The sequence below is a fragment of the Stenotrophomonas sp. GbtcB23 genome (genome assembly GCF_019091045.1).
In the GTDB taxonomy this organism is placed as follows: Bacteria; Pseudomonadota; Gammaproteobacteria; order Xanthomonadales; family Xanthomonadaceae; genus Stenotrophomonas; species Stenotrophomonas rhizophila_A.
In genome coordinates, this window is sequence record NZ_JAGXKC010000012.1 from 12,990 (window position 1) to 25,922 (window position 12,933).

The 12,933-nt window shown below is 68.2% G+C and carries 13 protein-coding genes and 1 riboswitch; of the genes, 10 read left to right on the top strand and 3 right to left on the bottom strand.

Annotated features, from left to right (window positions below):
• Nucleotides 1-19: 19 nt before the first annotated feature.
• The 3 genes from KVS69_RS06900 to KVS69_RS06910 form a co-directional block, all read right to left on the bottom strand.
• The gene (locus KVS69_RS06900) at nt 20-691 is read right to left on the bottom strand and encodes an epoxyqueuosine reductase QueH (RefSeq protein WP_217537578.1); all 672 of its coding nucleotides are present in this window, start codon (nt 689-691) and stop codon (nt 20-22) included.
• Between the two features lie 66 nt (nt 692-757).
• A complete protein-coding gene (metE, locus tag KVS69_RS06905; RefSeq protein ID WP_217537579.1) occupies nt 758-3,055 on the bottom strand; it encodes a 5-methyltetrahydropteroyltriglutamate--homocysteine S-methyltransferase in 2,298 nt (765 codons plus the stop codon).
• A gap of 213 nt (nt 3,056-3,268) precedes the next feature.
• Nucleotides 3,269-3,500, bottom strand: a riboswitch (cobalamin riboswitch).
• Nucleotides 3,501-3,542: 42 nt separating this feature from the next.
• A complete protein-coding gene (locus KVS69_RS06910; protein ID WP_217537580.1) occupies nt 3,543-3,839 on the bottom strand; it encodes a HigA family addiction module antitoxin in 297 nt (98 codons plus the stop codon).
• A gap of 133 nt (nt 3,840-3,972) precedes the next feature.
• Between KVS69_RS06910 and KVS69_RS06915 the strand changes: the two genes are divergently transcribed.
• The 10 genes from KVS69_RS06915 to KVS69_RS06960 all read left to right on the top strand — a co-directional run bounded on the left by KVS69_RS06915 (nt 3,973) and on the right by KVS69_RS06960 (nt 12,929).
• Nucleotides 3,973-4,752: a hypothetical protein gene (locus KVS69_RS06915; protein ID WP_217537581.1), complete on the top strand. Its 780-nt coding sequence runs from the start codon at nt 3,973-3,975 to the stop codon at nt 4,750-4,752.
• A 70-nt stretch (nt 4,753-4,822) separates the two neighbouring features.
• Nucleotides 4,823-5,392, top strand: coding sequence for a sigma-70 family RNA polymerase sigma factor (locus tag KVS69_RS06920; protein ID WP_068848483.1), 570 nt, complete (start codon nt 4,823-4,825; stop codon nt 5,390-5,392).
• Nucleotides 5,389-6,159 (top strand): anti-sigma factor, encoded by a 771-nt coding sequence (locus KVS69_RS06925; RefSeq protein ID WP_217537582.1) that lies wholly within the window; start codon nt 5,389-5,391, stop codon nt 6,157-6,159. Before KVS69_RS06920 ends, KVS69_RS06925 begins: the two co-directional genes overlap by 4 nt.
• 94 nt (nt 6,160-6,253) lie before the next feature.
• Nucleotides 6,254-7,213, top strand: coding sequence for an acyl-CoA desaturase (locus KVS69_RS06930; protein WP_217537583.1), 960 nt, complete (start codon nt 6,254-6,256; stop codon nt 7,211-7,213).
• Nucleotide 7,214: 1 nt separating this feature from the next.
• On the top strand, nt 7,215-8,495 hold the full coding sequence (locus KVS69_RS06935) for an FAD-dependent oxidoreductase (protein WP_217537584.1): 1,281 nt from the start codon (nt 7,215-7,217) through the stop codon (nt 8,493-8,495).
• On the top strand, nt 8,492-9,259 hold the full coding sequence (locus tag KVS69_RS06940; RefSeq protein ID WP_217537585.1) for a DUF1365 domain-containing protein: 768 nt from the start codon (nt 8,492-8,494) through the stop codon (nt 9,257-9,259). Before KVS69_RS06935 ends, KVS69_RS06940 begins: the two co-directional genes overlap by 4 nt.
• Nucleotides 9,256-10,512: a cyclopropane-fatty-acyl-phospholipid synthase family protein gene (locus KVS69_RS06945; protein WP_217537586.1), complete on the top strand. Its 1,257-nt coding sequence runs from the start codon at nt 9,256-9,258 to the stop codon at nt 10,510-10,512. Before KVS69_RS06940 ends, KVS69_RS06945 begins: the two co-directional genes overlap by 4 nt.
• Before the next feature lies 1 nt (nt 10,513).
• A complete protein-coding gene (locus tag KVS69_RS06950) occupies nt 10,514-11,068 on the top strand; it encodes a DUF2878 domain-containing protein (protein WP_217537587.1) in 555 nt (184 codons plus the stop codon).
• Nucleotides 11,065-11,859 (top strand): DUF1295 domain-containing protein, encoded by a 795-nt coding sequence (locus tag KVS69_RS06955; protein ID WP_217537588.1) that lies wholly within the window; start codon nt 11,065-11,067, stop codon nt 11,857-11,859. The genes KVS69_RS06950 and KVS69_RS06955 overlap by 4 nt, the downstream gene beginning before the upstream one ends.
• Entirely contained in the window at nt 11,856-12,929 is a 1,074-nt protein-coding gene (locus KVS69_RS06960; RefSeq protein ID WP_068848499.1) for a class I SAM-dependent methyltransferase, read from the top strand. The genes KVS69_RS06955 and KVS69_RS06960 overlap by 4 nt, the downstream gene beginning before the upstream one ends.
• Nucleotides 12,930-12,933 lie beyond the last annotated feature (4 nt).

Below are 12,933 nucleotides of genomic sequence, written 5' to 3' on the forward strand. Positions count from 1 at the left end.
GCGGCCCCCCGCGCGTACGTCAATCGCCCTTGGGCGCGTCGTTGTCCTGGCCGTAATACAACAGCCCGATCTTGATCCGCTCACGGTTGTTCTCGCGCCGGTGGCGGTTGGCATCCCGCAGCGAGTACACGCAGCCGCAGTACTCCTGCTGGTAGAACTGCTCCCGCTTGCTGATCTCCACCATGCGCGCGGCGCCACCGCCCTTGCGCCAGTTGTAGTCCCAGTACTGGATACCGGGGTAATGGGCCGCCGCACGGTGGCCGCAGTCGTTGATCTGGTTCATGTCCTTCCAGCGCGAGATGCCCAGCGAGCTGCTGATCACCGGAAAGCCATGCTCATGCGCGTACAGCGCGGTGCGCACGAAGCGCATGTCGAAGCACATCGTGCAGCGGATGCCGCGTTCGGGTTCGTTCTCCATGCCACGGGCGCGGGCGAACCAGTTGTCGGTGTCGTAGTCGGCGTCGATGAAGGGCACGCCATGCTGTTCGGCGAAGCGGATGTTCTCCTGCTTGCGCAGCTCGTACTCGCGTGCCGGGTGGATGTTGGGGTTGTAGAAGAAGATTGTGTAGTCGATCCCGGAAGCGGTGATGGCCTCCATGACCTCGCCGGAGCAGGGCGCGCAACACGAATGCAGCAGCAGCTTGTCGTGGCCGCCGGGCAGAGTGAGGGTGGGGCGGATGAAATCGGTCATGCGGAAATCCATTGACCCCGCCGCCGGCAACGGCGGCAGCGGGGTCCTTGTGCAACGGTGGAAAGGTCAGGCGGCGTTGGCGTCGGCGGTTTCGGCGCGCAGCTGGTGGGCCGCCGCTACCAGCGCTTCCAGCGCAGCCCGCGTCTCCGGCCAGCCGCGGGTCTTGAGGCCGCAGTCCGGGTTCACCCAGATCTGCTCGGGGCGAAGCACCTCGGCGGCCTTGCGCAGCAGGGAGAGCATTTCCTCCTTGTCCGGCACGCGCGGGGAGTGGATGTCGTACACGCCCGGCCCGATTTCGTTGGGGTACTGGAAGCGCACGAAGGCATCCAGCAGTTCCATGCGCGAACGCGAGGTCTCGATGGAGATCACGTCGGCGTCCATTGCCGCCACCGAGTGGATGATGTCGTTGAACTCGGAGTAGCACATGTGGGTGTGGATCTGGGTGGCATCGCGCACGCCGCTGGCGCTGATCCGGAACGCTTCCACGGCCCAGTCCAGATACTCGCGCCACTGTGCCCGGCGCAGCGGCAGGCCTTCGCGGATGGCCGGCTCGTCGATCTGGATCACGCCGATGCCGGCCGCCTCCAGGTCCAGCACCTCATCGCGCAGCGCCAGCGCGATCTGCCGGCAGGTATCGGCGCGGGCCTGGTCATCGCGCACGAACGACCACTGCAGCACCGTCACCGGGCCGGTCAGCATGCCCTTCATCGGGCGGTCGGTGAGCGATTGCGCGTACTGCGACCAGCGCACGGTCATCGGCTGTGGGCGGGTCACGTCGCCGTAGATCACCGGCGGCTTCACGCAGCGCGAGCCGTAGCTCTGCACCCAGCCGTTCTTGGTGAAGGCAAAGCCCTCCAGCTGCTCGCCGAAGTACTCCACCATGTCGTTGCGCTCGAACTCCCCGTGCACCAGCACGTCCAGCCCGATCTGCTCCTGGATGCGCACGCAGTGCTCGGTCTGGCTGGCCAGGAACGCATCGTAGTCGGCGTCGGCCAGGGTGCCGGACTTGTTGCGGGCGCGGGCCTCACGCACTTCCAGCGTCTGCGGGAAGGAACCAATGGTGGTGGTGGGGAAGCGCGGCAGCTTCAGTGCGGCGGCCTGGGCCAGGTGGCGCTGTGGGTAGCGGCTGTGGCGCTGTGCATCGGCCGGGGTCAGTGCGGCCAGGCGCGCGGCCACGGCGGGGTTGTGCACCCGCGGCGAGCGCTTGCGGGAGGCGATGCGCTCGCGCGAGAGCTCAAGCGCGGCTTCGGCGCGGGCCGGCGCGTCGATCGCATCGGCCAGCACGCGCAGCTCTTCCAGCTTCTGCTTCGAGAACGCCAGCCAGCCACGCAGTTCATCGTCCAGCTTCTTCTCATGCGCCAGGTCCACCGGGCTGTGCAGCAGCGAACACGACGGTGACAGCCACAGGGAATCGCTGCCCAGCTGGCCGTGGGCATAGCGGGCCAGCACCAGCGCGTTGTCCAGGTGGGTACGCCAGATGTTGCGGCCGTTGACCAGGCCGGCCGAGAGCACGCGGCCGGCGGGCAGGGCCTTGATCACCGCATCCAGCTGTTCCGGTGCGCGCACCAGGTCCACGTGCAGGCCATCCACCGGCAGCGAGGCCGCCAGTTCCAGGTTGTCGTCCAATGCGCCGAAGTAGGTGGCCACCAGCACCTTGGGGCGGGCGGCGGTGGCCAGCACCGCATAGGCGTGTTCAAAGGCAGCGCGCGCCTCCGGGCTGAGGTCCTGCACCAGCGCCGGCTCATCCAGCTGCACCCACTGCGCGCCCGCGGCCTGCAGCTGGCCCAGCAGCTGCACGTACACCGGCAGCAGGGCGTTCAGCAGGTCCAGCGCCGGGCTGCCGTCGGTGGTCTTGGACAGCAGCAGGAAGGTCACCGGGCCGATCAGCACCGGGCGGGTTTCGATACCCAGTGCCTTGGCCTGGCGGTACTCGGCCAGCGGCTTGTCGCCGCGCAGCGCGAAGCCCTGGCCGGCCTGCAGTTCGGGCACCAGGTAGTGGTAGTTGGTGTCGAACCATTTGGTCATTTCCAGCGCGTGCAGGTCGAAGCCATCGCGCTGCAGTCCGCGTGCCATCGCGAAATAGCCGGCCAGCGGATCGGCATCGGCCAGCGCGCGGTAGCGGGCGGGAATGGCATCGAACAGGAAGGCGGCATCCAGCACCTGGTCGTACAGGCTGAAGTCGTTGCTGGGCGGCACATCCACCCCGGCATCGCGCTGCAGCTGCCAATGCGTGGTGCGCAGGGCGGTGGCGGTGTCCTGCAGCGCTTCGGCGCTGCTCTGGCCGGACCAGTACGCTTCCAGCGCGCGCTTGAGCTCGCGTTTGGCGCCGATGCGGGGGAAACCCAGGTTGGTAACAGTGGTCATGGAACGTGTCCTCATTGCAGTAGCGGCATTGAGGAACGAAGGAACTGCGCGGCACCCACGCCATTGCTGCCGTGTCCGCCCCGCCAGCGACCTTCGCCCCCGCGGGCGAACCGGATGCCGTGAAGCGGACGCACGGGGGCAGCGCCACGCAGAACGCATGGCGGCAGGCCCCGGCAACCTCCCCGCGGACGTTCCAGGTCGAAACAGAGGACGGTCGTGTCCTCCGGCCGGGGCCGGTATTCGGGCTGATGGACACGGGCACGGGGCCCACCTACTTCCTGCCGCTTCCCAGGCGCCAGGCCCAGTGCTGTTGGCAGGTTTCGTTTCCACTCACCGCTGCGGGGCAGCTCCGGAATGGGTGCGCAAGGCACCGTCACCGGATTCCCGTTTAAACCCATCCCTTCATCTGCATGAAGAGATGGATACCTTCGGCGAGCACAAGGTAGGCCGAGTTGCGGCGGCGGTCAAGGGGAGGGAGAGCTTCGCCTTACGTGGCGGGTTTGAACGGCTCGATACGGGCCAGCACGTCGGCCAATTCATCGCGCGCCTTTGCGGTGTCGTACGCCATCTGGAGATTCATCCACAGACCTTCGCTGGTGCCGAAGAAGCGCGCCAGCCGCAACGCGGTATCGGCGGTGATGCTGCGGCGCCCAGCGAGGATCTCGCTGATCCGCGTCTGATTGACCTCGATCGATTTGGCCAGCCGGTACTGGGTCAATCCGAACGGCGTGAGGAATTCTTCCTGCAGGATCTCGCCGGGATGCGGGTAAGGGATGGAGCGCATTAGGAGCGGTCCCAAAGATCGTTGAACAAAATACTACCGTCTGGCGGTAGTACGTCAAATCGAAAGAACCTATCGGTGCATCCGTCGAGGCACTTGCCGCGTATCTCTCCAGCAACCTCCCATGGAAACCGGCATGCGCCGCCTCTCTCTCAGCTCGGCTGGACTGCTTCTGCTGCTGTTCCCGTTGCTGGCATCTGCCCAGGCCGTGCAGCGGCAGGAAGGGCGCGCCTTCGCTGCGGATGGTGGGGCGTTGCTCTATCGCGAGACGCATTGGCTGCAGGGGCCACCCGAGGCGTTGTCGCGGCTGGTGCTGTACCGCTGCGCGGACGGCCGCCCCTTCGCGCGCAAGTGGATGACGCCGCAGGGCAGCCCGCAGACGCCGGATTTCGCGCTGGAGGACGGCCGCGACGGCTACCAGGAAGGCGTGCGCGGCAATGGCGCGGCTCGCACGGTCTATGTGCGGGCCACTTCGGATGCCACCCCGGTCAGCCGCGCGTTGGAGGTGCCCTCGGGCGCGGTGGTCGATGCCGGTTTCGACGCGGCCGTGCGCCGACATTGGGCAGACCTGCTCGAAGGGCAACCGGTGGCATTCCAGTTCCTGCTGCCCAGCCGCCAGCGGCTGGTGCCGTTGAAGCTGCAACGCACCGCAGCGCTCACCTGGAAAGGGCAGCCGGCGCAGCAGCTGCAGATGAAGCTCGATGCCTGGTTCGGCTTCGCGGTGCCGGCGGTAACCCTCATCTATGCCAGCGCCGACCAGCGCCTGCTGCAGTTCACCGGCACCGGCAACGTACGCGACCACAAGGGGCGCTACCCGCAGGTGCGCGTGGAGTTCCCCTCGCCGCCCGTAGCCGCCAGCGCGGCCGAGCTTGCCACGGCGCGGGGGCAAGCGTTGGTGAAGACATGCGACTCATGAATACCCTCTTGCAGCCGACCTCAGGAGCAACGACCATGCAGGCTTGCTACCTGCCGACACCGAGCCTGCGATGCCTGAGCTGGATGCTTCCGATACCGCCGCATCAACACGCCTGGACCGGCTTCTGGTCCAGGTGGCCGAGGGCGACCGCCAGGCATTCGAGTCCGTATACCAGCTGGCCTCGGGCCGGCTGTTCGCGATCTGCCTGCACACCCTGCGCGACCGCCGCGATGCGGAAGAGGTCCTGCAGGATGTCTTCACCACGGTCTGGCGCAAGGCCACGCAGTTCGATGCCACGCGGGCCTCGGCCATGACCTGGCTCTCGATGATGGCGCGCAACCGCGCGATCGACCGCCTGCGCTCGGCACCGCCGCGCCCGCTGGATGACCTGTCGGTGGCCGAAGAGATTCCCGATTTCGCGCCGCAGCCGGCGCAGGCGGCCGAGCATGCCTCCGACCGCGAGCGCCTGGATGATTGCCTGGATACCCTGGAACCGCGCCGCCGCTCGCTGATCCGCAGTGCGTTCCTGCACGGTGCCAGCTATGAAGAGCTGGCCCGCCGCATCGGTTCGCCGCTGGGTTCGGTGAAGAGCTGGATCCGGCGCGGGCTGGGCCAACTGCGGGTGTGCCTCGAACGATGAACATCCGCGACCTTCACGATATCCAGGACGACGGCCAGCCGCCGAGCGCCGACATCCTGGCCGGCGAATACGTGCTGGGCGTGCACGACGCCGCCGAGCGTCTCAAGATCGAACACCGCATCGCCACCGACCCGGGCTTTGCCCGGCTGGTCGAGCAGTGGCAGGTGCGGCTGGCCCCGCTGCTGGAAGAGCTCGGCAGCGAGGCGGTGCCGGCGCACCTGTGGCCGCGCATCCGCAGCGAGCTGGGCTGGCCGGCGGTGACCGCCGCGCCCAGGCTCTGGCAGCGCACCGGCTTCTGGCAGGGCATGACTGCCCTGGCGGCGGCACTGGCACTGGTGGCGGTGTTCAACCGCCAGCCGCTGCCCACCGCCCCGTCCACCCCGGTGGCCGTCGCGCCGGCGCCGACCCCGGCCGAACCGGAGCAGGCGACCAAGCCGGTCACCCCGCTGCTGCACGACGATGGCACGCCCGGCTGGCTGGCCTCGGTCGACAAGGCACAGGGCAAGGTGTTGATGGTGCCCGTCCCCGCACCGGCCGATTCGGCCGGCCGCGCACCGGAGCTGTGGCTGATTCCGGCCGGCGGTGCGCCGCGTTCTCTGGGCCTGGTGTCGATCAACCGCGCCCATACCGTGGCCGTGCCGGATGCATTGCGTGATGTCCTTGTGAACGGGTCGGTGCTGGCGATCACGCTGGAACCGTCGAGCGGCGCGCCGCAGGGCATTCCGACCGGTCCGGTCATCGCCAAGGGCGACATCGCCAACCTGTAACGGCCACCCCTTCCGGAATTATTTTTCGGAAGGGGTGCATCCAAACGCCGCCGGCCTGCGTATCTCCTGATGAACCGCTCAGGAGACGCGCGACATGCTGTCCCGTTCCACCCCCGACCAACCCGCCCGCGCCCCGCGCGGCCGCTGGGCCACCGTGCTGCGCTGGTTCGACACCGGCGCCGCCGCGCCGGCCGGCGGTGGGAGCGGCAACCGCGTGGACTGGCTGCGGGCGATTCCCTTCGTGGGCATGCACCTGGCCTGCCTGGCGGTGATCTGGGTGGGGGTGTCGTGGGTGGCGGTAGGCGTGGCGCTGGCGCTGTACGCGGTGCGCATGTTCGCCATCACCGCCTTCTACCACCGCTACTTCGCGCACCGCACCTTCCGCACCTCGCGCGTGGTGCAGTTCGTGTTCGCGCTGATCGGCGCGGCCAGCGTGCAGCGCGGCCCGCTGTGGTGGGCCGCGCACCACCGCAACCACCACCGCCACACCGAAACCGCTGCGGACCCGCATTCGCCCACCGTGCACGGTTTCTGGTGGAGCCACATGGGCTGGTTCCTCACCACCGAAGGCTTCCGCACCGACTGGGCGCGCATTCCGGACCTGGCGAAGTATCCGGAGCTGCGCTGGCTGGACCGTTTCGACACCCTGGTGCCGGTGGCACTGGCCGTTGCGCTGTACGGGCTTGGTGCATTGCTGGAACACGTCGCGCCGGGCCTGGGCACCAGCGGCGGGCAGATGCTGGTGTGGGGCTTCTTCATTTCCACGGTGGTGCTGTTCCACGCCACGGTGACGATCAATTCGCTGGCGCACCGCTTTGGCCGCCGCCGCTTCAACACCGGCGATGACAGCCGCAACAACCTGTGGCTGGCCCTGCTCACCTTCGGCGAGGGCTGGCACAACAACCACCATTTCTTCCCGGGCACGGTGCGCCAGGGCTTCTATTGGTGGGAAGTGGACATCACCTGGTACGGCCTGCGCGCGATGGCCGCGCTGGGCCTGGTGCGTGACCTCAAACCGGTGCCGGCCTGGGTGCTGGCCAAGGCGGAGCACTGACATGCGCATTGCCGTGATCGGATCGGGCATCGCGGGACTGGCCAGCGCCTGGTGGCTGAGCCAGCGCCATGAAGTGACGCTGTTCGAGGCCAACGACTACCTCGGCGGCCACACCCACACTCACAACGTGATGGTGGATGGCCGCGCGCAGGCGGTGGACACCGGCTTCATCGTGTTCAACCCGCAGCACTACCCGCTGCTGACCGCGCTGTTCGATGAGCTGCACGTGGCGTCGCAGCCCACCACCATGAGTTTTTCGGTGCACAGCGAACGCACTGGCCTGGAGTACAACGCCACCACGCTGGATACCCTGTTCTGCCAGCGCCGCAACCTGCTCTCGCCGCGCTTCTGGGGCATGCTGCGCGACCTGCGCCGCTTCTATCGCCAGGCGCCGGCGCTGCTGCACAGCGGGGAAGAGGGACCCTCACTGGGCGACTACCTGAAGCAGGGCCGCTACGGCGAGGCCTTCATCCAGGAGCACCTGCTGCCGATGGCCTCTGCGCTGTGGTCATCGCCGGTCCAGGCCTTGGCCGACTTCCCGGCGCGCTACCTGGTGCAGTTCATGGCCAACCACCAGATGCTGCAGATGACCGGCCGCCCGGCGTGGCGGGTGGTGCAGGGCGGTTCGGCGCGTTATGTGGACGCGATGCGGCGGCGCTGGCGGGTACGCGAGCGGCTGGAATGCCGGGTGCTGGGCGTGGAGCGGCAGGAGCACGGGGTGCGCGTGCTCACCGCCGATGGGCTGGAGGGCTTCGACCAGATGGTGCTGGCCTGCCACAGCGACCAGGCGCTGGCACTGTTGTCCGATGCCGATGCCACCGAACGCAGCGTGCTCGGCGCGATCCGCTACCAGCCCAACGAGGTGGTGCTGCATACCGATGCCAACCTGCTGCCACGCAACCGCAAGGCCTGGGCGGCATGGAACGCACACGTGCCGCGCGACCCGTTGGCGCCGTGCACGGTCAGCTACTGCATGAACCTGCTGCAGGGGATCGATACGCCTACGCCGCTGGTGGTGACGCTCAACCGTACCGACGCGATTGCGCCGGAGAAGATCCTGCGCCGGATGCAGTACGCCCACCCCGTGTACGACCACGCGATGGTGCGTGCACAAGGGCGCTGGGCCGAAGTGCAGGGGCGGCGCCGCACCTGGTTTGCCGGCGCTTACTGGGGCTGGGGCTTCCATGAAGATGGCATCCGCAGTGCGCGCCGGGTGGTGGAGGCGCTGCAATCGCTGGATGCCGAGGCGTACTGGCCGCTGTCGCAGGGCGTGCCGGCATGAGCGCGAGCGCGATCTACCGCGGCAGGATGCAGCACCGCCGGCATGCGCCGCAGCCGCACGCGTTCGACTACCCCATCGCGCAGCTGCTGATCGACCTGGACGAGCTGGACCACCTGTTCGATGGCCGCTGGTTCTGGTCGGTGAACCGCCGCAACCTGGCGGAGTTCCGCCGCAGCGATTACCTGGGCGACCCGGACCAGCCGCTGGCCGATGCCGTGCGCGGACGCATCACCCAGGCGCTGGGCCATGCACCGCCGGGTCCCGTGCGCATGCTCGCCCACCTGCGCCATGCCGGGCACATCTTCAACCCGGTCAGTTTCTACTACTGCTATGCCGCCGATGGCACCACGCTGGACTGCATCGTAGCCGAGATCACCAATACGCCCTGGCAGGAACGCCACGCCTACGTGCTGCCCGTGGCGCAGGCCGACGCGCACGGCCGCGCGCTGGCCTGGAACTTCGAGAAGCAGTTCCACGTCTCTCCGTTCCTGCCGATGGACTGCGAGTATCGCTGGCGCTTCACCGCGCCGGGCGATGACCTGCACGTGCACATGCAGGTGTGGCGCAACGGCGAGCGCCAGTTCGACGCCGACCTCGCCCTGCAGCGCCATCCCCTCACCGGCCCCGGCCTGGCCCGCGTGCTGCTGCGCCACCCGCTGATGACGGTGCAGGTGGTGGCGGCCATCCACTGGCAGGCGCTGCGGCTGTGGCTGAAACGCACGCCCGTCCACGACCACCCTTCCATTGCTGGAAAGCACCCATGAACGACATGACCCGACCGCTTGCCCTGCCTGAGCCCAGCACGCTGGAAGCGTTCCTGCGCCGCCGCCTGCTGGCCCAGCTGGCCCCGCTGCAGGGTGGCCGGCTGCAGCTGCGCGATGCACTGGGCGATGTCTCCATCGGTGACGCCGCTGCACCGCTGCAGGTGACAGTGTGGGTGGACAACCCGGCCTTCTACCGTGCGGTCGGCGCGCAGGGCAGCGTGGGTGCCGGTGAGGCCTACATCCGCGGCGAGTGGCGCTGCGACAACCTCGTTGGGCTGGTGCAGCTGCTGGTGCGCAACCGCGCGCTGCTCGATGGCATGGAGCGCGGCCCGGCGCGGGTGGGCGGCTGGCTGCTGCAGGGCTGGAACTGGCTGCGCCGCAACACCCGCGAAGGCAGCCGCCGCAACATCGCCGCGCACTACGACCTGGGCAATGCGTTCTTCTCGCTGTTCCTGTCCCGCGACCTGATGTACTCCTCGGCGCTGTATGCCGAGCCCGGTGACACGCTGGAAGTGGCCTCGCAGCGCAAGCTGGCGCGGATCTGCGAACAGCTTCAGCTCAAGCCGGGCGACCGCGTGGTCGAGATTGGCACCGGCTGGGGTGGTTTCGCGGTGTATGCCGCGCTTCACCATGGCTGCCACGTCACCACCACCACCATCTCCAGGGAGCAGTACGCGCTGGCCACCGAGCGGGTGGCCAGCGCGGGGCTGCAGGACAAGGTGACGGTGCTGCTGGAGGACTACCGCGACCTGGAGGGCCAGTACGACAAGCTGGTCTCCATCGAGATGATCGAGGCCATCGGCGCGCAGTACCTCGAGACCTACTTCGCCACGCTCACCCGGCTGCTCAAGCCGGAAGGCCTGGCGCTGCTGCAGGCCATCACCATCGAAGACGAACGCTACGAGCAGGCGCGGCGCAGCGTGGATTACATCAAGCGCTTCGTGTTTCCCGGCAGCTTCATTCCTTCGCTGCACGCGATCATGGCGGCCAAAACCTGCAGCAGCGACCTGCAGCTGATCGGCCAGCATGATTTCGGCCAGTCCTACGCGCTCACCCTGCGTGCCTGGCGCCTTCGCTTCCTGTCGCAGCTGCCGGCGGTGCGCGCGCAGGGCTTCGATGAGCGCTTCATCCGCCTGTGGGAGTTCTACCTGGCCTACTGCGAAGGCGGCTTCCTGGAACGCTCCATCGGCGTGTCGCAGCTGCTGCTGGCGCGCCCCGGGTACCGGCCGGCACCGCTCGAGGGTACCCACTGAGATGCGCCACTTCTGGGCCAACGTCATCGGCAACCAGCTGGTCTGGCTGTGCGCGGTGGTCGGCGCCGGGCAGGGGCTGCGCTGGCCGGCGCTGCTGGCCGCGGCTGTCTATGTGGCCAGCCAGCTCGCCATGTCCGCGCAGCCCAGCGTCGATGTCAGGCTGCTTGGGGTGGCCGTGTTGTGCGGGCTGGTCGTGGATGGTCTCGCGGGTGCAAGCGGGCAGGTGGTGTACGCCGCTGCCTGGCCCAATGCGTGGCTGGCGCCGGTGTGGATCCTCGCCCTGTGGGCCGCATTCGCGATGACCCTTACGGTTTCCCTGAAGGTGCTGCAGCGGAGGCTCTGGCTGGCCGCGCTGCTCGGCGTGATCGCGCCGCTGGCGTATCTCTCCGCCGCGCGCGGCTGGTCGGCGGTGGCGTTCCCGTCGCCGTCCTGGCAGGGCGTGGCCGTTCTTGCCCTGGGCTGGGCCATCGCACTGCCGCTGCTGGCCCTCTGCGCGCGCCACTGGCAGCGCGGGGCGGCGCCAGTGGCTACGAACACCAATGGAGCGCATGCATGATGAATCTTGGATGGGTCTGGCTGTATGCCGCACTGATCATGTGCTGGGGCTGGTGGTGGCAGCGCCGCCACCAGAATATCGGCGTGGTCGATGTGCTGTGGGCCAAGGGCGTGGGCGCCTCGGCACTGTTGCTGGCGTGGCTGGGCGATGGCGCAACCGCGCCGCGCATCGCGCTGGCGGTGCTGGGCGGGCTGTGGGGATCGCGGCTGGCCCTGCACCTGTGGAAGCGCGTGCGCAGCGAAGACGAGGATGGCCGGTACCAGCACCTGCGCCGGCACTGGAACGGCCACCAGGGCAAGATCTTCGGCTTCTTCCAGTTCCAGGCGTTGCTGATCGTGCTGTTCGCATTGCCATTCGTGGCGGTGTCTCAGAGCGCCGCGCTGTCGATGGGCTGGATCATTGCCGCCATCGCGATGTGGCTGCTCAGCGTGGGCGGCGAATCGCTGGCCGATCGCCAGCTGGCACGCTTCCGCGCCGACCCGGCCAACAAGGGTAAGACCTGCCGCAGCGGCCTGTGGCGCTACTCGCGCCACCCCAACTATTTCTTCGAATGGCTGCACTGGTTTACCTACGTGCTGCTGGCCGTGCACTCGCCGCTGTGGTGGTTGGCCTGGTCCGGACCCGTGGTGATGTACGTGTTCCTGCGCTGGGTGAGCGGCATTCCCTTCACCGAGGCGCAGGCGCTGCGCACCCGGGGTGAGGACTACCGCGACTACCAGCGCAGCACGCCTATGCTGTTTCCGTGGTTCCCCTCCCGCACTGCTTCGCCCCGCAAGGAGTCTTCACCGTGAATGTCGCCCGAGAATCGCTGCCGCTGCCCGACTACGCGCCCGGCCTGACCGGCCTGGCCGAACGCGGCCTGCTGCCCGATGCGCTGCTGCGGCTGGGCATCCGCCGCCAGTGCGAGGCGCGCCTGCGCGAGGAAAGCGCAGGTACCGTGGAAGAGCAGGCGCAGCGCTTCTCCGCGCGCATCGTGTCGCTGTCGCGCAGCCCACTGGCGCTGCACGTGGATGCGGCCAACCGCCAGCACTACGAGGTGCCCGCCGCGTTCTTCCAGGATTGCCTGGGTGCACGGCTCAAGTACAGCAGCTGCTACTACCCCACCGGCACGGAAACGCTCGATCAGGCCGAAGAGGCGATGCTGGCCCTATACGGCGAGCGCGCCGAGCTGGCCGACGGCCAGGACATCCTGGAGCTGGGCTGCGGCTGGGGCTCGCTGACGTTGTGGATGGCCGAGCGCTATCCCGCCTCGCGCATCACTGCCGTATCCAATTCCAACAGCCAGCGCGAGTACATCCTGGGCCAGTGCCGCATTCGTGGTCTCACCAACGTGACGGTGCTGACCCGCGATGTGAACGAGCTGATCCTGGAACCGGGCAGCTTCGACCGCTGCGTGTCGGTGGAGATGTTCGAACACGTGCGCAACTACGCCCGGTTGCTGCAGCGCATCCACCAGTGGCTGCGCCCGAACGGCAAGCTGTTCGTGCACATCTTCGTGCACCGCACGCTGATGTACCCGTTCGAGACCGAAGGCGATGACAACTGGATGGGGCGGCACTTCTTCACCGGCGGGCTGATGCCGGCCGCCGACACCCTGCTGCACTTCCCCCAGTACATGCAGCTGCAGCAGCGCTGGCTGCTGGATGGCACCCACTACGAACGCACCGCCAACCATTGGCTGGAGCGCCAGGACCAGAACCGCGACGCCGTGATGGCGGTGCTGCGCCAGGGCTACGGCGAGGCCGCCGCCGCACTGTGGTTCCAGCGCTGGCGCATGTTCTGGATGGCCTGCGCCGAGCTGTTCGGCTACCAGAAGGGCCAGCAGTGGATGGTGGCCCACTACCTGTTCGACCGCGCCTGACCCC